Annotated in this window: 18 protein-coding genes; 7 read left to right on the forward strand and 11 right to left on the reverse strand. The window is 64.4% G+C overall.

Going from position 1 to position 21,507, the window contains the following annotated elements:
- Nucleotides 1-231 precede the first annotated feature (231 nt).
- Nucleotides 232-543 (forward strand): hypothetical protein, encoded by a 312-nt coding sequence (locus tag F4U95_RS13905; protein WP_150426095.1) that lies wholly within the window; start codon nt 232-234, stop codon nt 541-543.
- 53 nt (nt 544-596) lie between these two features.
- Here F4U95_RS13905 and F4U95_RS13910 read toward each other — a convergent pair whose 3' ends face one another.
- A complete protein-coding gene (locus F4U95_RS13910; protein WP_150426096.1) occupies nt 597-1,907 on the reverse strand; it encodes a M20/M25/M40 family metallo-hydrolase in 1,311 nt (436 codons plus the stop codon).
- A 258-nt stretch (nt 1,908-2,165) separates the two neighbouring features.
- Here F4U95_RS13910 and F4U95_RS13915 point away from each other — a divergent pair, with 258 nt between their 5' ends.
- Nucleotides 2,166-2,765 carry a hypothetical protein gene (locus F4U95_RS13915; protein WP_211364658.1) on the forward strand — a complete coding sequence of 200 codons (600 nt, stop codon included), beginning with the start codon at nt 2,166-2,168 and terminating at the stop codon, nt 2,763-2,765.
- Nucleotides 2,766-2,816: 51 nt separating this feature from the next.
- Here the strand turns inward: F4U95_RS13915 and F4U95_RS13920 are convergent, their stop codons facing one another.
- From F4U95_RS13920 to F4U95_RS13940, 5 genes are all read right to left on the reverse strand, one after another.
- Nucleotides 2,817-4,130: a DNA-packaging protein gene (locus tag F4U95_RS13920; RefSeq protein WP_150426097.1), complete on the reverse strand. Its 1,314-nt coding sequence runs from the start codon at nt 4,128-4,130 to the stop codon at nt 2,817-2,819.
- Between the two features lie 508 nt (nt 4,131-4,638).
- Entirely contained in the window at nt 4,639-5,205 is a 567-nt protein-coding gene (locus tag F4U95_RS13925; RefSeq protein ID WP_150426098.1) for a hypothetical protein, read from the reverse strand.
- A 237-nt stretch (nt 5,206-5,442) separates the two neighbouring features.
- The gene (locus F4U95_RS13930; protein WP_150426099.1) at nt 5,443-6,090 is read right to left on the reverse strand and encodes a glutathione S-transferase family protein; all 648 of its coding nucleotides are present in this window, start codon (nt 6,088-6,090) and stop codon (nt 5,443-5,445) included.
- Nucleotides 6,091-6,279: 189 nt separating this feature from the next.
- Entirely contained in the window at nt 6,280-6,909 is a 630-nt protein-coding gene (locus F4U95_RS13935; RefSeq protein WP_150426228.1) for a DJ-1/PfpI family protein, read from the reverse strand.
- 186 nt (nt 6,910-7,095) lie between these two features.
- Nucleotides 7,096-7,911: a hypothetical protein gene (locus F4U95_RS13940; protein WP_425505062.1), complete on the reverse strand. Its 816-nt coding sequence runs from the start codon at nt 7,909-7,911 to the stop codon at nt 7,096-7,098.
- A 187-nt stretch (nt 7,912-8,098) separates the two neighbouring features.
- Between F4U95_RS13940 and F4U95_RS13945 the strand changes: the two genes are divergently transcribed.
- The 5 genes from F4U95_RS13945 (at nt 8,099) to trmB (ending at nt 14,032) form a co-directional block, all read left to right on the forward strand.
- A complete protein-coding gene (locus F4U95_RS13945) occupies nt 8,099-8,734 on the forward strand; it encodes a YqaA family protein (RefSeq protein WP_150426100.1) in 636 nt (211 codons plus the stop codon).
- Nucleotide 8,735: 1 nt separating this feature from the next.
- Nucleotides 8,736-10,328: an apolipoprotein N-acyltransferase gene (lnt, locus tag F4U95_RS13950; RefSeq protein ID WP_211363983.1), complete on the forward strand. Its 1,593-nt coding sequence runs from the start codon at nt 8,736-8,738 to the stop codon at nt 10,326-10,328.
- Between the two features lie 57 nt (nt 10,329-10,385).
- Nucleotides 10,386-11,585: a methionine adenosyltransferase gene (gene metK / locus F4U95_RS13955; protein ID WP_150426101.1), complete on the forward strand. Its 1,200-nt coding sequence runs from the start codon at nt 10,386-10,388 to the stop codon at nt 11,583-11,585.
- Between the two features lie 590 nt (nt 11,586-12,175).
- On the forward strand, nt 12,176-13,285 hold the full coding sequence (locus F4U95_RS13965) for a hypothetical protein (RefSeq protein ID WP_150426102.1): 1,110 nt from the start codon (nt 12,176-12,178) through the stop codon (nt 13,283-13,285).
- A 51-nt stretch (nt 13,286-13,336) separates the two neighbouring features.
- On the forward strand, nt 13,337-14,032 hold the full coding sequence (trmB, locus tag F4U95_RS13970; protein ID WP_150426103.1) for a tRNA (guanine(46)-N(7))-methyltransferase TrmB: 696 nt from the start codon (nt 13,337-13,339) through the stop codon (nt 14,030-14,032).
- Nucleotides 14,033-14,072: 40 nt separating this feature from the next.
- On the opposite strand, the gene F4U95_RS13975 is transcribed toward trmB, so the two are convergent.
- From F4U95_RS13975 to F4U95_RS13995, 5 genes are all read right to left on the reverse strand, one after another.
- Nucleotides 14,073-15,005, reverse strand: coding sequence for a metallophosphoesterase family protein (locus F4U95_RS13975; RefSeq protein WP_150426104.1), 933 nt, complete (start codon nt 15,003-15,005; stop codon nt 14,073-14,075).
- Nucleotides 15,006-15,073: 68 nt separating this feature from the next.
- Nucleotides 15,074-17,566 (reverse strand): TonB-dependent receptor, encoded by a 2,493-nt coding sequence (locus F4U95_RS13980; RefSeq protein WP_150426105.1) that lies wholly within the window; start codon nt 17,564-17,566, stop codon nt 15,074-15,076.
- A 77-nt stretch (nt 17,567-17,643) separates the two neighbouring features.
- Nucleotides 17,644-18,537 (reverse strand): FecR family protein, encoded by an 894-nt coding sequence (locus tag F4U95_RS13985; RefSeq protein ID WP_211363984.1) that lies wholly within the window; start codon nt 18,535-18,537, stop codon nt 17,644-17,646.
- Between the two features lie 5 nt (nt 18,538-18,542).
- Nucleotides 18,543-19,082, reverse strand: coding sequence for an RNA polymerase sigma factor (locus F4U95_RS13990; RefSeq protein WP_246171598.1), 540 nt, complete (start codon nt 19,080-19,082; stop codon nt 18,543-18,545).
- Nucleotides 19,083-19,228: 146 nt separating this feature from the next.
- A complete protein-coding gene (locus tag F4U95_RS13995; protein WP_246171599.1) occupies nt 19,229-21,442 on the reverse strand; it encodes a TonB-dependent siderophore receptor in 2,214 nt (737 codons plus the stop codon).
- Nucleotides 21,443-21,507 lie beyond the last annotated feature (65 nt).

The following is a 21,507-nucleotide window of genomic DNA, read 5'->3' on the forward strand; positions in this document are numbered from 1 at the left end:
AACCCGAGCTTCGCAGCTCACGTAGGAAAACAACCCTTCGCTCCGGTAATCGCCGCCCCGCATCTCAAATCCTTCAACCTCAGTTGAAGGCGTCTGAATCACCTCAAGCGGCTCAAGGAAAGAGCCTTTTTCCGCAACCTGTTAAAGGTATCATATCAAAACCCGACCGGTCGCCCCATGCAACCGACCGCGCACTGCGACGTTGTATCGGCACGAGATATGGGAGTTTATATGAAGTTCACCCGCCTTACCGCCCTTGCCGCGGCCATCGCCGCCCTGACGATGACGACCGCGCCTGCGATGGCCCGGCCCGACCGCGATCATCGCCCCTCCGCGCGTCACTATGACGATCACCGATCGGATCGTTATCGCGCGGAACAGCGGCGTCAGGCGGCCGAGCGCCGCTACGATCAGCGCCGCCGGCATGACGTCCGCCGCGATCGCGACGACCGCCGCGGCTATGCCGACCGGGGCGGCCAGCGCGGTGGCCAGCATTGCCGCACCACCTACGATGGCGGACGCTGGCATCAGGTCTGCCGTTAACCTTTATCCATCCCCTCCCCACCATGGGGAGGGGATGGTCTTATCCCCGGCCCTTATTTTCTGGGCGCCATGCCCCCGAACGTCACCAGGCTTTCCGCGCCATTTTTCGCCACGGCCGCCACGCCGATGAAATGATCGTCCACTACGATATCCTTCAGCACCGTCTCCGTCGCCCCGCTCACTGCGCGGCTCTGCGTCCAGTCCTGCGCATCGGCCCGGCGCCAATAGACTTTGTACGAAACCGCCCCCGGCACCGCGTCCCAGAAGGCCCGCGTATCCATCGACAGCGCGCCATCCAGTGACACGCTCGCCGGCGCCGCCGGCGCGCTCGCCAACTGCCGCAGCGTCGCGACATTCAGCGCCGTCACCTTCGCCAGATAGGGAAAGTCCATCCCCTCGACCGTATCGCCGAAGACGCGGCCGTTTTCCGTGCGCAGATCCTGATGCTGCCGGTCGTAATTTTCGATCCCCACCGAAAAGCGCACGGCGGGAAAGCCCAGGTCCAGAAACGGCGAATGATCGCCCCCACGCCCGAAGCGATCGAACCGCCGTACCGCAAACACGTCCAGCCCGATCCCCCGATCGGCCTTCGCAATCCCGTCGATCGCCTTGGCCAGCGCGCGGGACGGCCCATCATCCTCGCCGCCGATCGCCCGGCGCGTCAGGGTCGCCTTGCCATCCTCGGCGCCGCGTATCCCTTCGGAAAACACCCGCACCCGGTCGGCCACCCTCTGGCCATTCTGGCCCACCGTATTGCCGACGATATCGTTGTTCAGCATAGCGCGCACCTGCCACCCGCGCGCCTTGGCGGTCGCCGCCAGCAGCTTGGCGCCCCACAGCCCCTGCTCCTCACCTGACAGCAGCGCGTAGACGATCGTCCCGTCGAACTTTTCGCCGGCCAGCACCCGCGCCGCCTCCATCACCAGCGCCGTGCCCGACGCATTGTCGTTCGCGCCCGGCGCATCGTCGGTGATGTTCATCACATCGGTCACGCGGCTATCGATATGCCCCGCGACGATCACCACCTGCGACGGATCACCGGTCCCCTTCTGGATCGCCAGCACATCCACCACCTCCACACCGTCGGGCGCGCGCGGCCCGGTAAAGCGATCCGCGATCGTCTCCACCGTCAGGCACCCGCCACACCCCTTGCCGATCTTCGCAAATTCCGCCGCGCCCCATGTGCGCGCCGCCCCGATCCCACGCTTGGGATCGGTTGCCGAAGACAGCGTGTGCCGCGTCCCGAAGCTAACCAGTTTCTCGACATTCGCCTTCAACCGAGCCGCATCGGGCGCCCGCGTCTGCGCGGCGGCGGGAAGAACATACAGGGCGGAAGCTGCGGTCAGCAGGAGGATGTTTTTCATGCCGCCCGGTCTACCGCCTGTCGCACATCTGTAAAGCACCCTCCGCCTTGCTCGCCACCACATAATAAACCCCAATAAAGTTCAAATATTTATCCCCTTGACGACTGGGCCATCGCAAATGCACCAGAGCATATCTCGGCTCCGGGGGGAGTTGAGTCTTTAACTCGGGGGTCTACACTCATGAAGTCCGTTACCAGCGCCCTTGCAGGCGTGATCGTCTGCGCCTGCGCGCCGTCCGTTTTTGCTCAGGCCACCATTATGCCTGCCGCACCCGTCGCCACGATCCTCGCTGCGCCCGCCGGCAATGTCCTGCGCGCCGGCACCCAGATCGCGCTCAAGACATCCGAAGCGATCTCGACCGAAGGCAAGAAGCTGCGCGTCGGCCAGCGCGTCCAGATGGAAGTCGCCGAAGCCGTCACGCTCAATGGCCAGACCGTCATTCCGATCGGCAGCCCGGTCGTCGGCGAAATTACCGACGTCCGTAACAAGGGCATGTGGGGCAAGTCCGGCCACATCACCGGCCGCGTCCTTTATGTCCGCGCCAACGGTAACCAGATCCGCCTGACCGGCAGCTTCGATGACAAGGGCGTCACCGGCACCGCCGGCGTGGTCGCCGCCATCGCCTTGGTGCCGATCGCCGGCTTCTTCACCACCGGCACCAGCGCCCGCATCCCGCTCGGCGCGCCGGTCAACGCCTTCATCGACGAAGATATCAGCGTCGCCTTCGCGGCGGCTGCGCCAACCGCCCCCGTGGCGGCCACGCCTGTCGCCAGACCTGCCGTAGCTCCGGCAGCCGCGACCCCGGCCGCGACCAAGACCTCGCTGGTCGATCCGTCCCTCGAAATCAAAGCCAACTGACCCCAAAGGCCGGCGCGGATCACCCCCGCGCCGGCCTTGCCAAATCACCCGTCACATCGCCCGCACCCGCGCCTCGCCCTTCTTCCCCAGCATCAGTTCGCTCAGCGCCCACACCAGCGCATCGGCCCGATCGGGCGACCGCCCCGGCCCGACATAACCGCCCCCCGCCAGCAGGCCGCACATCTGGTCCTCCAATTCCGGGAAGGCGCCGCGATGCGCCACGCGCCCGGCCTCATACAGCGCCGCCACCGGCTCCGCCCGCGCCGCCTTGCCCCGGCTCGCATGGACCAGCTTCACCGGCATCGTTTCCTGCGCCGCCACCAGCACGCTTTCCACCATCGCCCCGCCATTATTCGCCTCGGCCACCACCCGGTCGGCGCCATGGACCAAAGCCGCCGCCGCGACCGCCCGTGCCCAGCCTTCGGGCGACAGCCCCGAAACGCTGGCATCTGCAATCACATAGCCGCGCCCGTCGCTGCCCAGCCCCGCCACCACGATCCCGCAGGCGTCGCCGCCCGCCGACGCCGGCGGATCGACCGCCACCACGACCCGCACCAGCATGCCCGGCACATGTGCCACCCGGCACCGCTCGACCAGCGCGCGCGACCACAAAGCGCCCTCCACCTCCTCCATCAGTTCGCCGTCCAGCTCCTGCCGCCCCAGCCGCGTGCCGCCATAGCGTTCCGCCATCGCCGTAACGAAGCCGTCGGCCAGATGCGCCGCATTCTCCGCCGTCCGCCCCCGCGTCACCACGACGTCGGCGCCATCGCGCGCCACCAGCCCGCGCACCAACGGCACCGGTCGCGGCGTCGTCGTCGCCAGCACCTGTGGACGCGTCCCCAGCCGCAATCCCATCATCAGATTGTCCCAGGCCGCCTGTCCGCACGCCCATTTGGCGATCTCGTCGGCCCAACCATGGCTGAACTGCGGCCCGCGCAAACTTTCCGGCTCCGCCGCGCCGAACAGCGTCGCCATCGCCCCATTGGGCCAGCGCAACGTACGCAGCGCCGGCGCATAAGCCGGTCGATCCCACCAGGGCGCGATCGCCAGCAGCCCGCTCGCCCCTTCCACCATCACGCTGCGCGCCTCGCCCAGCGTCGCGCCCACCAGCGCGATCCGCGCCTGCGGGTCGGCCTGCGCGATGGCGCGCACCCATTCCGCCCCGGCGCGCGTCTTGCCATAGCCACGCCCCGCCATCATCAACCAGATGCGCCAGTCGCCCGCCGGCGCCAACTGCCCCGGCCGCGCCAGAAATGCCCAGTCCTGCTCCAGCGCCATCAATGCCTGCCGGTCCAGCTGCCGCAACACCGCGTCCCGCACATCCCCCGGCTCCAGCGCCAGCCGCTCAAATTCGGAAAGCGCCATATTTGTCCTCCCTCTCTATTGGGTACCTGCTGCATCAGTCCCGAAAGACTTTGCCATGGTCCGCGCGAGACAAATTATCGAACAAGCGAAGATGCGAACCTAAAGCTACCCGTTCCCCGGCGTAGGCCGGGGCCCAGTTCAAAGCGTGCGCCTGGACCCCGGCCTACGCCGGGGAACGCGACCTATGAGGCGTCTTGTCATGCCCCTTTTTCCGTCCTTGATATTCCGCTGCCCGTTCGTTTCGAGCGAAGCCGTCCCGAGCCTGTCGAAGGGGCGAGAAACGAGGCAGCGCCCAATTCATGATGCGAACCTAAAGCGACCCGTTCCCCGGCCGAAGCCGGGGCCCAGTTCACAGCGTGCGCCTGGGCCCCGGCCGCCGCCGGGGAACGCTACCCATGGGACGTCTTGATATGCCCCCTTGCTCGTCCTGATGTTCCCCAGCGCCGTTCGCCCTTAGCGAAATCGATGGACCGAGCGGCAGGGAGATGAAACTTGCCCCCAATCCAACTCACCCCCCACCCCGCAACCGCGCATGCGCGACATCCAGCGCCGCATGCACGCGTTGCCGCACCGCGCCGTCATCCTCGACCACGCCCGCCGCCGCGCGGTCCATCCGCGCCTTGCGGATCGCCGCCACCGTATCGCGATGGGCCATCAACAGGCGCACCGCGACGCCCACATCCTGCTTGCGCGTCACCTTGTGCGTCTTCACCACGCCCTCGCCGTCGCGCACCGTCTCCTCGCTCTCATGGCCGAACAGCGCCGCGCGCATCAGCATCAATTCGATTTCGCCATAGCCTTCCGCCAACGCATCCTCCCAACGTTCCGCAAAGGCAGGATCGATCGCCTTGCGCCGATAGGCGCTCGCCCGGCACACGCCTGCCTCGCGCGCCGCCTCGCTCGCATTGCAGGTCTGCGCCAGCGTCGCGAAGAAGATGCCTTCCTTCTTCGCCGTCCAGCTATCGCTTCGCCCGTTGCGCATCTGCCCCTTGGCCTTGCCGCCCGCCCGCTGCCGCCCCGGCACCAATCGCGCCCCGCTCTTCACGGCCCCGTCCTCCACAGCCTTCTCCACCATGCCCCCGTTCCCGGCCGCCCCGTCCTGCGCTCTCCCGCCCGCCATCCCTGCCTCCCCCGCCCTGAAAATTCGGCCCGAAACCCGCCCCCAAAAACCGCGCAAACAAAAAGGGCCAGCCCTTTCGGACCAGCCCTTATTGCCGTCACCTGCATCAGCGCGTTGGCGACTCACATTTTTCCACTGCGCCAATCTCTGTCAGATCAGCGTGACGATGTCAATATAAATGTTCCATATGGGTTATTTTTCAGTCATCGCCTGGATCATCGGCGCTTCTTCCGCCAAAGCCGCCGCCACGCTCGGACGCGCCTTCACCCGCGCGATCCACGCCGCCACCTTGGGCCAGCGATCGGCACTCAGCCCATCCGACACATAGACCACATTGATGATCGGGCAAGCCGCCGCCAGATCCGCCAGCGTGAAGCGATCCTCCACCAGCCAGCCACTTTCCGGCAGCACATCCTCCAGATAATCGTAGATTTTCGGCATTTCGCCGGCCTCGGCCGCGTCCGCCGCCGCCAGGTCCGGCTCGCGCTTCAATCGCTTCGCCACCGCCCGGTTGAAGAAGATCTTCTGCCCTGCCGCCTGCACCACCGTATCGCCGAATTCCTCGAACCATATGGTCCGGGCGCGCGCTCTGGGTTCGGCCGGGATCATCTGTGTGCCAGGGTGCAGGGCATCCATATAGGTGATGATCGCGGTCGAATCGCACAGCAGGAAATCGCCATCCTCCAGCGCCGGGATCTTGCCGAAGGGCGACCCCTTCAGATAGCCTTCGCCCCCACGTCCGAAACCGGCCGTCTGCACGTCGACATCGATCCCCTTTTCCGCCGCAAACACAATGACCTTGCGCACGAATGGCGACGGCCGCGCCCCATGGATGATCATATTTCTCTCCTTCTGTCGTCAGGTCGGGTGGCGGCACTCTGCCAATCCAGTAGCAATATGCAATCTATTTATACGCACCCTTCTTCGTCATTCCCGCGAAAGCGGGTCGGAGAGAGGCACGTGACTCTCTCCGACATCTCCCGCCCGCGCACCGCAGCGCGACGATTGGGGTAAAGAATGTCCGGCGCATTATGCCGCTGGAACAACCACATCACCATGTGCATCGACCACCAGAAACGGCGCCACCACGCCCATCACCCGCGCGACCGTCTCCGCTTTCTCCCCCACCGGGGCGACATAGTCGATCACCTCCCGCGCGGCCTCTTCGCCCGCCCCCCGCGCGATCGCCCAGGCGCTCAGATAATGCGCCGCCATGCACCCGCCCGCGCTCGCCACATTGCCTGTCGCATGAAAGGGCGCCTCGACCACCCGCGCCCCGGTCGCCACGACCCAGGGCTTGCTGGTCACATCGGTACAGACCGGCACGCCCTCCAGCAGCCCCAGCCGCGCCAGCACCAGCGCACCCGAACATTGCGCCCCGATAATCTGCCGCGCCGGGTCCAGCCGCAACCGCGCCATCAGTTTCGAATCCGAAACGACCTCACGCGTCCGCACCCCGCTCCCGATCAGAACGACATCGGCTTCACCAGCATATTCAAGCGGTTGCTGCACCGCGACCTGCACGCCATTCATCGACGTCACCGTCTCGCCCGGCCCGCAAATCTCGGCCCGCCAGCCCGGTACCCGGTTCAGCAGCGCCAGCGCCACGAAACTGTCCAACTCGTTGAATCCATCGAACGAAACCACCGCCACCCGCATCATCGCACCTTCATCAACAGCTCCGTCATCCCCGCGAAGGCGGGGATCCATCTCCGGACCTCGCAACCAGAATATGTGGAGAGATGGGTTCCCGCCTTCGCGGGAATGACGAAAGGTTAAACTGCCGGCATCTTGACGGATTTTCCGCCACCCCGCCCGATCCGCTCGCAACGAATTGGCGCCTTTTCAGAATTGCGGTCCGGAAACCCCTGGCGCCAGCGGCTTGGGCGCCGGCCGCGATGGCGATCCGGCCTCATCGCCCGGTCCAGGATCAGACCCCGCCCTCGGACCACCCGGCACCATCGTCCGGGTATAATCGATGCGGATCCGCACCCAGCTTCCCACCATCTTCTTGCCATCGACCCGCGGCGGCATCACCAGAAACTGCCAGGCCGCCAGTCGCACCGCCTTGGCAAAGCCCGACCCCAGCGGATATTCCCCCAATATCTGACAATTTTCGACATGATAATGGTCGATCGTCTTGCAAGCGACCAGGCCATAGCCCCGCGCCGGCGCATTGGCCGGCAAATAGGTGGACAGCTCCGCATGGGTCGGCCGCCGATACCATTCCGCCTCGTACAGCTGCACCCCGCCCGGCCCTTCGCCCGCCCCCTGCACCGCAGAACTATTGCCCTTGCCTTCGCCCACGCCCTGCGTCCCCTTGGGCAGGTTGCCGATATCGGCCGACGCCATCTGCTCGCGATTGAGCGTCAGGAAGGGAAAGGGCGACGGCGGCTGCTCGGCGGGCTTCTCGACAGCGACCGGCGGCCGCACCACCGGGTCGGCCTGCTTCTGCGGCGAAGATTGCGTCTCCCGCTTCTCCGTCTTCTCGGCCTTGGCCTGCTGCTGGTCGGTCTTCTGGCCCGTCTCCACATCGAACGTCACCGGCAGGCGGTCGTCCACTTTGGGCGGCTCGAACCGGGGCGACAGGGTGAACAGGGCCAGCAACAGCAACAGGTTCAGCACCAGCGCAAAGACGATACCGCCCGCGCGCTGCCGCACCTTCGACCATGGGATAGGGGGAATATTCAAAACAGGGCGACCGGACAGGGCTATTGGGATGGGGTCATGCCCAGACGGCGCCAAACAATCAACCCCGTCCGCCCGCTCCCTGTCGCATCCCTCCTGTCGCATCACCGTCACGCAAAAGCGCTGGCGACCCGAAACGATCTCGGCTAGGCCCGCCGCGATGCTCAACAGGCTCTACCAATGGACGCTGGCAAAGGCCGCGCACCGCCACGCCGAACGGTGGCTCTTCGCCATCAGCTTCATGGAATCGAGCTTCTTCCCGATCCCGCCGCATCCGCTGCTCGGCCTCATGTGCCTTGCCCGCCCGGAACGCGCGATCCGCTTCGGCTTCATCTGCACCCTCGCCTCCGTGCTGGGCGGCCTGCTGGGCTACGCCATCGGCCATTTCCTCTATGAAACCGTCGGGCAGCAGATCCTGACCGCGCTCGGCCTCGCCGCCAAATTCCCCGTCGCGGCCTGTTATCTGCGCGATTACGGCGCGGAAATCATCCTGATCAAGGGCGCGACGCCCATCCCGTTCAAGCTCATCACGATCACGGCGGGCTTTATCGGCCTGCCGCTCTTCACCTTCCTGTGGGCCAGCATCGTCAGCCGCGCTTTGCAGTTCATGCTGGTGGGCTTCCTCTTCTGGAAATTCGGCCGACCGATCAAAGCCTTCATCGAAAAATATCTGGCCCTCCTCTCCGCTTTCTTCCTCGTCCTCATTATCGGCGGTTTCCTCGCCGCCTCGATGCTGACCGGCGGCGGGCACAAGAGCGACAAATGCTCCGGCGCCACGCTGGAATCGATCCGCTGACGTGCTGAAGCAAGCCTTCGCTCGCCACCCGAAAATCGCGGCGCTGCTGGCCGGCTTCGCCTCGGCCACCGGCTTCGCCCCGCTCAACCTCTGGCCGGTGACGCTCGCCTGCCTGGCCGCATTACTGGTCCTGATCGAACGCGCGCCCGACCGTCGCGCCGCCTTCTCGCGCGGCTGGATGTTCGGCCTTGGTCACTTCACCCTCGGCCTCAACTGGATCGCCCACGCCTTCACCTTTCAGGACAGCATGCCGCACTGGTTCGGCTATGGCGCGGTCCTCCTGCTCTCGCTCTATCTGGCGGTCTATCCGGGGCTGGCAACGCTGGGCACATGGTGGCTCTCCCGTACCAAACTCCCCTCCCTTTCAGGGAGGGGCCGGGGGTGGGTAGGCGAGCGAAGCGAGCCTCTATCCTTCCCCCTCCTCTTCTCCGCCCTGTGGCTCGCCACCGAATTTCTGCGCTCCACCCTCTTCACCGGCTTCGCCTGGAACCCGCTCGGCGTCACCTTGCTGCCGACTGGCGCAGCTATCGGCGCAACCCTTATCGGCACCTACGGCCTTGGCGCGCTCACCATCCTTGCCGCGAGCGCTTTCCTGCTCGCCGTCCGACGCCGGTTCCGCCCTGCCGTCATCCTCGCCGCCCCCCTCGCCCTGCTCGCCCTCTGGGGCCTGCTCTCCCCGGCGCCTGCCACCCCTGTTGGCGCGCCCCGCATCCGCGTGGTCCAGCCCAATATCGGCCAGGACGAAAAATATTCGGTCGAGGCGGAATATCGCAACTTCCGCAAGCTTTCGACCCTGTCGGGCCAGCCCCGCCCGGCCCCGCGCCTCATCTTCTGGCCCGAAGCCGCGATCCCCGCCTATCTCGACATGGAACCCGACTGGCGCGCCCGGCTCGCCCATCTGCTCGGCCCCAACGACCTGCTGATGACCGGCGGGGACAAGGTCTATTTCAAACCCGTCGAGGAAAACGGCGCACTGGTGAACAAACTCTCCGGCGCCAATAACAGCGTCTGGATCGTCACCCCCGCCGCCACCATCGCCGGCCGCTATTCCAAGGCACATCTGGTCCCCTATGGCGAATATCTGCCGATGCGGAACATTCTCGAACCCATCGGCCTGTCCCGTCTCGTGCCCGGCGACGCTGATTTCTGGCCCGGCCCCGGCCCGCAAAGTCTGACCCTGCCCGCCAATCCCGGCCATCCCGCGCTCAAAATGGGCATCCAGATCTGCTACGAAATCATCTTTTCAGGGCAGGTGATCGACCCGGCGAACCGCCCCGACTTCCTCTTCAATCCCTCCAACGACGCCTGGTTCGGCAGTTGGGGCCCGGTCCAGCATCTGGCCCAGGCCCGCCTGCGCGCGCTGGAAGAAGGCGTGCCCATCATCCGCTCTACCCCCACCGGCGTCTCCGCGATCGTCGACGCGCGCGGCCATGTGGTCCATGCGCTCGGCCTCAATCGCGCCGGTTTCCTCGACGCCGGCATGCCCCCCGCGCTCCCCCCCACGCTCTTCGCGCGGCTGGGCAATTGGGCGCCCGGCCTGCTGATGCTTATGCTCCTGGGCGCGGCTCTTGCGCTCCGCAGAGCCAAAAGCTAATAGCCACATAAACATTTCTTTATATCGCAACCTGCCCAAGCACCTTACGGGAGTCCTATGCGCAATCAATTTCTCTTCACCTCGGAATCCGTATCCGAAGGCCATCCCGACAAGGTCGCTGACCAGATTTCCGACTCGATCGTCGATCTTTTCCTGTCGAAAGACCCCGAAGCCCGCATCGCCTGCGAAACGCTGACCACGACCCAGCTCGTCGTCCTCGCCGGCGAAATCCGCTGCAAGGGCGTCTACGAAAACGGCGCCTGGGCACCGGGCGCGCAGGAAGAAATCGAAGCCACCGTCCGCGAAACGGTCAAGCGTATCGGTTACGAGCAGGACGGCTTCCATTGGCAGACCTTCCGCTTCGAAAACAACCTCCACGGCCAGTCCGCCCACATCGCCCAGGGCGTCGATGAAAGCGGCAACAAGGATGAAGGCGCCGGCGATCAGGGCATCATGTTCGGCTATGCGTCGGACGAAACCCCCGACCTCATGCCCGCCACCCTCTATTACAGCCACAAGATCCTGGAACGCATGGCGGACGACCGCCACAACAAGGTCGTGCCCTTCCTGGAGCCTGACGCCAAGAGCCAGGTGACGCTCGAATATATCGATGAAAAGCCGGTCCGCGCGACCGCCCTCGTCGTTTCGACCCAGCATGCCGCCGGCATGGACAATGATGACAGCCGCGCGGAACTGCGCGCCTATGTCAAGGGCGTGATGGCCGACGTCCTGCCCGAAGGCTGGCTGCCCGGCGACGAAAGCATCTACGTCAACCCGACCGGTCTGTTCGAAATCGGCGGCCCTGACGGCGACGCCGGCCTCACCGGCCGCAAGATCATCGTCGACACCTATGGCGGCGCTTCGCCCCATGGCGGCGGCGCCTTCTCGGGCAAGGATCCCACGAAGGTCGATCGTTCGGCGGCCTACATCACCCGCTATCTGGCGAAGAACATCGTCGCCGCCGGTCTCGCCCGCCGCTGCACGATCCAGCTCAGCTACGCCATCGGCGTTGCCGAGCCGCTCTCGCTCTATGTCGACCTGCACGGCACCGGCACTGTCGAGGCCTCGGCGATCGAAGCCGTCCTGCCGACCCTCGTGCGCCTGACCCCCAAGGGCATCCGCACGCATCTCGGCCTCAACAAGCCGATCTACCAGAAGACCGCCGCCTACGGCCATTTCGGCCGCACCCCCGACGGCGACTATTTCCCCTGGGAAAAGACCGACCTGGTCGATCAGCTCAAGGCCGCGCTGGCCTGACCTGCTCCCCTCCCGCTAGCGGGAGGGGTAGCGAGACTTACGCGCGCAGCGCGTTAGTCGCAGCGGGGTGGGGCGCGAGCCTCCATACCCATCATTAAAGGGCGCCAGGGCACCAGCCTTCGGCGCCCTTTCTCATGCCCACCTGTCCGGAAAATGACGAAAAGTTCATTAGGCAACCGCCCCTGTCCGGCGCATAAAAGCCAAGTCGGGTTTGCAACCCCTGTCAAACCCGACACCCTCCTCTCCCCAAAGAGGCACATCATGACAAAGACGGTTGCCATAGCTCTCCTCGGCCTTTCCCTGATGGTCGGCAATGTTGCTCCTGCATCTGCCGCGCCATGCAAGGACGCGAAGGGCAAATTCGTCAAATGCGCACCCAAGCCGCCCGTCAAAAAGGCGCCCTGCAAGGATGCGAAGGGTCGTTTCATCAAGTGCAAATGACCTGACGAAGGATGTGGCGGTGGGCGGCTTCCAGCCAATGCCCGTCGAAATCCGGCGATGCTTCTCCTCAAACATCGTCGCCAACCTCTTGTCATTCCGCCCCTTCCCGCTACCCTGCTGCACCGTAGGGTTTCGGGAGGGGGCAGTTCATGCGTATCACATCATTGGCTCTGACCCTCGCACTGACAGCATTCGTCCTCGCCAGGCCCGCCGCAGCGCAACCTGCCGCGCCGATCGGGATCGCGACCAAGGCGAATAAGCCCTGGACCCATAAGCCCAGCGCCATTGCCTTCCCCAGCGCGATCGACGGCTTTGCGCGCAGCGAGGTGCAGGATCTCAGCGAAGGCGGCCTGCTCGACGTCTCGGTCGCCTATGACGACCCGATCGGCCACACCCACGTCAATATCTACATCTATCATGCCGCAGAGCCTTCGACTGGGCTCTGGTTCGATGTCGCGGCGACCATGATCGCCACCAACGACAAGTTCGGCACGGTCACGCCGCAGGGCGATCCTACGGCCTTCACCATCCCCGGCGCCAGCGTTGCCGCCGGCCTGCGCCAGAGTTTCACCATCACCCAGATCGGTCGCAGCAGCGGCGTCGCCCTGATCGCACTGGGCGACTGGGTGGTGAAGCTGCGCATGACCTCCCCTGTCCACGACGTTGTCCAACTCGACGCCGCGATGGATCGGCTTATCCAGCAGATCGGCTGGCCCGGGACACTTCCGCCTCTGTCAGCCGCCACCACGCTGTTACCCTGCGCTCAGCCACGCCGCTTTGGCCCCCGCGCCAGCAAGATCATGCAGGACAACGCCGCCACGCTCCTTGGTGCGATGATGGGCAGTATGGCGACCGAAAGCCGGCAAAAGGCCCGCAAGGAGGGCAAGGCACCAACGGCTCCCGCCCTATGCGTCCATTCCGATCGGATCGGCGGGCGCCTGCCCATCTATCAGGGCGAAGGCGACAATGTCGGCTACATCATCCCGCTTGGCGATTCCGGCGTGCTACTGGACGTCGCGCAGGATGCCCTGATCGGCCTGCTGGCGACTGAAAAGGACAAGGCCGCCACGCCTGCGCCATGGTCCGTCACCGTGAAGAAGCTCGACCGGTGGGTACAATATCCCAGCTACGCCATCATTCCGCCGCCCGACCAGGCGATCGAGATTGTTCAAAATGAAGCGCCCCTTTCCTCAACCATCCTCGATGGCAAGGGTGGTAGCCGCATCAACATATCGCCCGACGCCATGAAGACGAACTAGGACCCGCTGCCCGCTTGCCCCCACGGCTCCGCCCCGCTATCGGCGCTGCCCATGACAGCGCATAAATCCGGCGATCCCACGACCCTCAACCGCCTCTACGGCCGCCAGTCGGGACCAAAACTCCGCAAGGGCCAGCAGGAACTGGTCGACACACTCCTGCCCGCCGTATCGGTCCCGGCGGAAGGCGAAGTGACAGCCGCAGACCTGTTCGGATACGACCGCCCCCTCCATTTCGAAATCGGCTTCGGCGGCGGCGAGCATATGGCCTATCGCGCCGACATGCTGCCCGATCATGGCTTTATCGGCTGCGAACCTTTCCTCAATGGCGTGGTGCAGGCGCTCGGCCATATTCGCGACGGCGCGCTCGGCAACGTCCGCCTTCACATGGGCGATGCGCTCGACGTGCTTAGCCGCATCCCCGACGGCTCCTTGAGCTTCGTCTATCTCCTCCATCCCGACCCATGGCCCAAGGCGCGCCATGCCAAGCGCCGGATGATGAACCTCGGCCCGGTCGCGATGATCGCGCGCAAACTCAAGCCCGGCGGCGAATTCCGCTTCGGCACGGACCATCCGGTCTATCTGCGCTGGGCGCTGATGGTGATGAACGGCCATCCCGATTTCGACTGGCTGGCCAGCGAAGCCAAGGATTTCCAGACCCGCCCCGGCGGCTGGCCCGAAACCCGCTACGAAGCCAAGGCCCGCCGCATCGGCCACGAAGTCTGGTACTTCCGATACCGGCGCAAATAGATGACGGCCCGGCGTGCAGCCGGCCTCGCGCCAGAAATGCTCATATCGGCACGTCTTCCCTGTCTACGGCGGCAAAGCCATAGGTGCGGTATCGCGCCTCCACGCTCCGACCGGATATGAAGATTTCGCTATAGCCCTCGGGCGTGCCCAGAAAGGAACCACGCCAGTCCGCGCCGGCGACGGCCCCGGTGCTGATGAAGCGGATGCCGTTCAGCTCGATCTGCTCGAACACATGGCTATGCCCCTGAAGCACGGCCAGCACGTCATGCTCGCGCAGGATGCGCAGCACGTCGCGGCCATTGGCCACGAAGGTCCAGTTGTGCGGCGTATTCAGCCAGGATTCCGGTTCATAACATTGCATCGCCGTGATCAGCGGAATGTGGGTCACGACGATGATGCGCACACCCTTGGGCTGGGCGGCAAGGTCGGCCTTCAGCCATGCCAGCTGCGCCGCATCGACCCGCCCTTCATAATTGCGATCGTCCGTCAGCCCGACGGAATCGAGGACGACGAAATGCACCCCCTTGTGATCGAACGCATAATAGCGCGGCCCGAACCGATCCATGTAGAATTGCTTGCCATAATCGGGCGCTGACGGATCGATCCCGCTCTTGGCGAACACGCCCAGACAATCATGATTGCCCAGCACATGATGCACGGGCTTGCGCAGATGACGGCGTTCGGTGCGCTGATACAGGTCCATCAGCATCGTCGCCCGCGCACGGCTTGCTTCCAGCGCATCTTCGATATGATCGCCGCCATTGATGACGAAATCATGGTCGGATGCCGAAATTTGCTCGAAACAGGCGGCGCATCCCTTGTCCGCGTTCAGTTCCGGCCGGATATGGCAATCGCTGATGAAGGCGAAGCTGAACCCGTCTCTGTCCAATGGTCTGTCGACGGCGGCTGCCGTTGCGGCGGAGGCGACAAGCGGCGCGCCGATGGCGGCCTTGAGTAAAGTGCGACGATCCATGACAGGCCCAGTTTTGCTTATGGCGAACCCTGGTCCCGACGCGCGCCGGGACCAGGGTTCTGCCGATTTCAGAAATGCACGCGCACGGTGCCGAACACCTGCCGGGGCGCGGCCGACTGCAATGTCGTGTAGGTGCCGTTCGGGTCGGACGTCACGAACCCGGCCGTACCTGTCGAGGCGATATAGCGCTTGTCGAACAGGTTCATCACGTTGAGCTGGACGTCCAGCCTCTCGCTGAAACGATAGCCGCCCGAAAGATTGACGTTGACGGCGCCCGGCAAGGGCGCGTCGTTCAGATAGCTGTAATAGCGTTTGCTGCGATAATGCGCCGTGGCCTGCCCCCACAGCTTGCCGTCGTCATAATTGATTTCGACATTGCCGACATGTTTGGGCGACGCGACGACCTGCTTGCCCTTGGTCGCGATGATCGCGCCACCCAGCGGCTGGACGTCATCGTCATAGGTCGCGTCATTATAGGCCCAACTGCCATAGAGCGACCAGAAGGGCGCGAACTTCCAGTTCGCCGCCGCTTCCACGCCGCGCGACGACACGCTGCCGACATTCTGCAACACATTCTGGTTGCCGACGACCGTAGCGCTGATCGACGAAGCCAGCAGGCGATTGGTGAACTTCACATAATAGCCGGCCAGCGACAGTTGCAGGTTGCGGGTGTGGAAGCGATAGCCCGCCTCGAACGTATTGGTCATTTCCGGCTTCAGGTCGTCGCGGATATAATCGAACCCGGCCTGCGAACTGCTGGAGAAGGGACCGCTCGACGTGGACGCCACGAACGCGGCCATGTTGCGGGTGTAGCCGGCGAAAAATTCGCTGCCGCCGTCCAGCGTGTAGAGGATGCCGGCCGTCGGCAGGAACCAGTTCTTCGCCTGGATCGAACCGTCGATCGGCTTTGTGCTGACGATGCTGTGCGCCTTATTCGTGGATACGACGCCCTTGACCCCGGCGTTCAGGCGCAGATGGCTGGTCGCCTGCCATGTGTCGCCGATATCCAGCTGAAGCGTGTTGGTGACATAGCGGTTGCGGAAGGTCGTCTTGAACGGATCGTCGTAAAATTGCTGAAACTGTTCGGGCGTGACGCCGGCCTTCAGCCCGTAGAGATAGGAGCCTTGATTGAAGACATTGCGTTCGTACCAGATCCCGCCCTCGATCTTATGATCGCCCGCTTCGAATGTCAGCCGCGACACCACGCCCTTGCGATCGATGTCATAGCGCAGCGCCGACACGGACACCGGCGATCCTCCGAAAGCAGCCGGGGTCGGATCATAGGGATCGGCCCAGGTACCGATGCCCTTGTCGAGGTGCATATAGCCGGTGGTGAAGCCCGACAGGCGCGGCGAGATGCGATATTCCAGCTTCTCATAGGCCAGAAGGTCGCGCCGTACGCCGCCACCCTGATAGACGCTGTCGTCGGCATTCACATAGGGGGCCGGCGGCGTGCCGCCATTCTGCACGATCAGCGCCAGCTGTTCGGCCAGCGCGAATGTCGGGACATTGTCGAAGTCCCAGCCATAGGCCTTCAGCTTGGCGAGCGAGACGTCGTTATAGTCATCTTCGCGCCGGTCGATCAGGTTGAGGAAGCTGGTCGATGTCACGCTGTCGCCAATCGGCTGCACATATTTGGCGTTGATCTGGTCCTGCTCCTGCTTGCCCCATCCACGCCATTTACCCTGTCGGTCATGCGCATAGGATAATGCCAGCCGCCCGCCCCAGGGCAGTTCGCCGCTGTTCACCCGCACGAAACTGCGCCAGCTATCCTCGCTGCCATAGCTTTGCTCCAGGTCGATGCCGAACTCTCTGGTCGGGTCGATGGAGGAAAAGTCGACGGTGCCGCCGATATTGCTGGTGGACGCGGTGCCCAGCGCGCCGCTGCCCTGCGACAGGGTGGCAGGGCCGTTATTCTCGGTCAGCAGCGCGCGGTTGATCGAAAGGCCGTTATTGTTGCGATACTGCATATTGCCGAGCGGCACGCCGTCCAGCGTATAGCCCATCTGGTCGGACAGAAAGCCGCGGATCGACAGCTGGGTCGCGGCTTCGTAGGTACCGTGCGCATCGGAAGAATCGAAATTCACGCCCGGCAGGCGGCTGAGCGCCCGCAGCGGCGACGAACCGGCGGTCGCCTTGCCCATCGCCTTGGGCGCGACGGTCTGGACCTGGCGGGATTCGCCCTGCCCCAGGACCACGATGTCGGTTTGCGGGCTGTTGTCGGCGATGGCCTTGGCCGGGGCATCCGGCGCGACCGGCGCGGCCTTGAGCGAAATCATGCCGGCCGTCTCGCTGGCGATCACCAGCCCCTGTCCCGCGATCAGGCGGCGCAGCCCCTCGCTACGGGTGAAGCTCCCACGCAATCCGGCCACCCGGCGATTGGCGATCGCGTCATAGGGAAAGACGACATGGACATGCGCCTGATCGGCGAACTGGTTGAGGGCGGTGGCGGTATCGCCGGCCTTGATCTCGAAATTCACGCGCGCCTGCTGCCCCTGGGCATAGGCGGCAGCCGGCATCGCGGCCGCCACGATGGCGGTCGTCGTCAGTAACTTCAGCATGAATGTCCCCGCTTGGATAAGGTGTCGGGGCATGGATGGATGAGCGGCGACGATCCGCCATTGCCGCTGCAAAAAAATCAGGTGCGGGTCAAAATGATACCGCCGCCGGCATTGGGCGTGGCGCGAACGCCGAAGGATGTATGCAGCGCCTGAAGAAATTCATCCGGGTTCGTCGTGGCAAATGTGCCGCCCAACCGGATGCGCGACAGCGCCGGATCGCCGATCACGATCTTCTTGGGCAGATAGCGGTTTATCTCCGACAGGGCATAGTCCAGGCTTTCGCCGTTCAGCACCAATATGTCCCGCTGCCAGGCCGTCACCCGATCCAGATCCGCATCCTCGCCCGCGCGCGACGCGATCCGGCCGGCCGTTGCCAGCACGATCGCGCCCGCGCCGATCGGGGTTGCGCCGACCCCGGTTATGCTGCCCTTCACGACCGCCAGTTCGCAACTCGCATCACGCAGCCGCGCATTGTAGATGCCGGGCATCAACTGGAACGCGCCGCCCGGCGTTTGCAAATCGACCTTCTGCGCGGACGCCAGACGGATCGCCACTTCCCCGCGTTCCAGCCAGATGCGGGTCGTTTCCCCGGTCTTCCAATGAATGCGACTGTCGGTGTTGAGGTCTACCGCCAGGCCATCGCGCACCGCGACCGTGCGTCGTTCGCCCAGGTCCGTGCTGGCCGTGTCGCGCGCATAGGCGCGATAGGCAAAGCCACCGCCGGCCACCATCACCGCGGCCACGCCGGCCGCAGCGCGGATGACATGCCGCCGATCGGGTCGTGCCGGTTCGGGCGCTTTTTCGGGCGCGGCCATGTCGCCTTGCACCAGACGCAGGCTGTCCATGTCGCGCCAACTCGCCGCCACTTCGGCAAAGGCGATCGCATGCCGAACATCCGCATCCCGCCATGCCTCGAACGCGGCCATGTCGGCCGATCCTGCATCGAGCGCGGCCAGCCAGCCGGCGGCCACGTCGGTCAGGTCAGCGCATGGCTGAGAGATGTCATGACTGCCGGACAAAAATCCTCCACCTGGGCTTCATTGTCGCGCCGGGCCTTTGTGATGAGGGCAAGACCCTTAGCGACATGTTTTTCCACGGTCGAGATGGATATTGAAAGCGCTTCCGATATGGCGGCAGGCGGCATCCCCTGGATTTTCCGCATGTGTAGGACGCGGGCGCATTGCGGTGGCAGGGCGCTCATCAACTGCAACATCTGTTGCAGGTCGGACCGGCCAGCCGCCACCGCAAAGGCATCCGGCGCGCCATCGGCCACGTCCAGCACCTCCATGGACGCCAGGAAGTCGATCCGCACCACATTCGCCCGCCGCAAACGCTCCAGCGCAAGATTGTGCACGATCGTCAGCACGAAGCTGCGCGGCGCGGCGATCGCCCGGTAATCGGCCGTGCCCAGCACGCGCGCATAGGCTTCCTGCACCAGATCGTCCGCATCCGCCCGGCCGCAGAAATGCGCAGCCCTGGCACGATAGGCCGCCGCATGGGGCAGCACTTCGGCCATGAACCAACGATCTATGTCACGCAGCCAACTCAACGCACACTCCGGTATAGAGAGCGCGCGAGTAGGCCGCGAGTTTTACAAACTGACGACATTTGCCGCCATGCCGACGCTCAGCCGGAAAAGCCGGCCCGACCGACCGCCCGTCTTTATGGGTAGGCGAAGCGCAGCGTCGCGAATATGGTGCGCGGGCTGCCATAGAAATTGCCGCGCCCGGTCGATGATATCCGCGCATAATAGCTACGGTCGAACAGATTGTTGACGTTCACCGAAAGAGACAGCCGTTCGTTCACCTTATACCCGCCCCGCAGGTCCGCGATGACATAGGCGCCCTGCCGCACGATGGTCGATCGGGTGCGCAACGTTCCGTCCGCATTCCATATCGCCGCATTGCCGCCGAAAGTGGAGCTGAGCCAGGTCAGGCCGCCACCGATGCTGAATCCGTCGAGCAGGCCGCCGGTTGGCGCATAGTTGGTAAAGACCTTGGCCGAATGTTTCGGGATGACCGGCACGACCGAAATCCCTTCATACAGCGCATTGGTGTCGCGCAGATATTTGTTCTTATTGTAACTATATCCGCCATTGATCCGCCAGCCGGGTGTGATTTCGCCGCCCGCATCGAACTCGATCCCGCGCGAGCGCACCTTGCCGATCTGAAGCACCACGTCGGGCAGGTCAGGGTCGTTGAACAGCCGGTTCGACTGGGTGATCTGATAGGCTGCCAGCGACAGCAGCAGCTTGTCCTGGAACAGCGACAGCTTCGTGCCGCCCTCATATTGATCGCCGATCAGCGGCTCGATCCGCCCGCCGTCGGAACGCGGCATGGTCGAAGTCTGCGGCGTGAAACTGTCGGCATAGCTGCCATAGATGTTCCAGTTGGACGTCACATCCCACACGATGCCGCCATAGGGCGTGAACTGCGCGTCCATGCTGTATCCGGTCGGTGCCAGCCTGTTGGGCAACAGCGTCTGCGAATCCGTCGACCACCATGTCATGCGACCGCCGCCGACCAGCGACAGGCCCGCGATCGGGCTGATCCGCATCTGGCCGTATATGCCATATTGCTCGACCTGCGTATCGCTGGCGCCATAGACCTGCTTCACCGGACCATAGGGACCGTTATAGGCCGGCAAATCGCCATAGGGATCGAGCGGCGGCTCGGCCGGCGAGACGGGATTATAGACGTCGATCTGCGCATAGCGGCTGAGGCGCGTGTAATAGGTCCGCGCGGAACTGGCCTGATAATCCATGCCCAAAATCAGCGTCTGGTCGCGCCCGAACAGCGGAAAGCTACCCACGCCGTTAAAGTCGAAAGAGCGGGTGCTATAAGTATTGTCGCCGCGATAGGCGATGTGTGAGGTGACCCCGTTCGTTTCCGTCACCGGCGCGCTGCCGATATAGCTGTAGACGTCGATACGATCGACTTCGGTGTAAAGCCCCGTCGCCCGCAGCGTCCAGCGGTCGCTGATCTTGTGGGTCAACTCGGCAAAGGCCGACCAGCTTTCCGACCGGAAGCGGTTCCAGTCCGCCCCGACATAGGTGGAGCGGGGCACGTCCAGCAACTGCCCATCGCTGCCGTCCGCCCCGCCGATCAGGCCGGGCAAGCCGGTCTGGATCGACGGCTTGAACCGCTCCCATGTGCCGCCCACGGTGAAGGTGGTGCGATCGCCAATGTCGATCTTGCCCACGCCGAACGCGCCGACGCGGTTGCGATGGGCGATGTCGTAAAACTGATCCTGATCCTGCACCATCGCGCCGAAGCGGACGGCGACGCCCTGGGCCAGCGGCGCGGACAGGTCGATCTCGCCGCGCTTGTTCTTGTAACTTCCGTAGCCGACCGACCCCTGCAATTTGAATTCGTCCAGCGGCCGCTTGCGCACCAGATTGATGCTGCCGGCCGGATTGCCCGATCCGCTGAACAGGCCGGCCGGGCCGCGCAACACTTCCAACCGTTCGTAGAAGAACAGGTCGGGAATGACGGCGGGCGAATCATAGGCCCGTGTCGGCGTGCCATCGACCAGATAATTGTTGATGGCAAAGCCGCGCGAATAGAAGGTCGCGCCTTCGCTGCCGACCCCGTTGACGGTGATGCCGTTGGTCGCGGTCAGCGCATCTTCCAGCGTGAAGAGATTCTGCGCCTCGATCTGCTCGCGGTCGATGACGGCGACGGTGTTGGGCACATCCTTCAGCGGCGTGACCGTCTTGCCGACTTCCTGCCCATAGCTTTTGCCCAGCACGATGATGTCGGCGCGATCGCCGCTATCGTCATAGGCGGCATCGGCTGCCATGGCGGCGCTCGACATAGTCAGGGTCGCAAAAGCCAATATGGACAGGCTGGCGGCGGACGGATGTATACGGATCAATTGGACCTCCCTGTTGAAGGGCGCCTCCTATACAGATTAGCTATTGCAAGTCACTATCAAATAAC

This window comes from Sphingobium limneticum (genome assembly GCF_008710165.1).
In the GTDB taxonomy this organism is placed as follows: domain Bacteria; phylum Pseudomonadota; class Alphaproteobacteria; order Sphingomonadales; family Sphingomonadaceae; genus Sphingobium; species Sphingobium limneticum.

Excerpts from the sequence above, each read along its gene's own strand:
- F4U95_RS13910 (WP_150426096.1), bottom strand. The coding sequence starts at position 1,907 with ATGAAAAACATCCTCCTGCTGACCGCAGCTTCCGCCCTGTATGTTCTT.
- F4U95_RS13975 (WP_150426104.1), bottom strand. The coding sequence starts at position 15,005 with ATGGATCGTCGCACTTTACTCAAGGCCGCCATCGGCGCGCCGCTTGTC.
- F4U95_RS13935 (WP_150426228.1), bottom strand. The coding sequence starts at position 6,909 with ATGCGGGTGGCGGTGGTTTCGTTCGATGGATTCAACGAGTTGGACAGT.
- F4U95_RS13915 (WP_211364658.1), top strand. The coding sequence starts at position 2,166 with ATGCCTGCCGCACCCGTCGCCACGATCCTCGCTGCGCCCGCCGGCAAT.
- F4U95_RS13925 (WP_150426098.1), bottom strand. The coding sequence starts at position 5,205 with ATGGTGGAGAAGGCTGTGGAGGACGGGGCCGTGAAGAGCGGGGCGCGA.
- F4U95_RS13905 (WP_150426095.1), top strand. The coding sequence starts at position 232 with ATGAAGTTCACCCGCCTTACCGCCCTTGCCGCGGCCATCGCCGCCCTG.
- F4U95_RS13920 (WP_150426097.1), bottom strand. The coding sequence starts at position 4,130 with ATGGCGCTTTCCGAATTTGAGCGGCTGGCGCTGGAGCCGGGGGATGTG.
- F4U95_RS13965 (WP_150426102.1), top strand. The coding sequence starts at position 12,176 with ATGCGTATCACATCATTGGCTCTGACCCTCGCACTGACAGCATTCGTC.
- metK (WP_150426101.1), top strand. The coding sequence starts at position 10,386 with ATGCGCAATCAATTTCTCTTCACCTCGGAATCCGTATCCGAAGGCCAT.
- F4U95_RS13990 (WP_246171598.1), bottom strand. The coding sequence starts at position 19,082 with ATGGCCGAAGTGCTGCCCCATGCGGCGGCCTATCGTGCCAGGGCTGCG.
- F4U95_RS13945 (WP_150426100.1), top strand. The coding sequence starts at position 8,099 with ATGCTCAACAGGCTCTACCAATGGACGCTGGCAAAGGCCGCGCACCGC.
- trmB (WP_150426103.1), top strand. The coding sequence starts at position 13,337 with ATGACAGCGCATAAATCCGGCGATCCCACGACCCTCAACCGCCTCTAC.
- F4U95_RS13930 (WP_150426099.1), bottom strand. The coding sequence starts at position 6,090 with ATGATCATCCATGGGGCGCGGCCGTCGCCATTCGTGCGCAAGGTCATT.
- F4U95_RS13980 (WP_150426105.1), bottom strand. The coding sequence starts at position 17,566 with ATGCTGAAGTTACTGACGACGACCGCCATCGTGGCGGCCGCGATGCCG.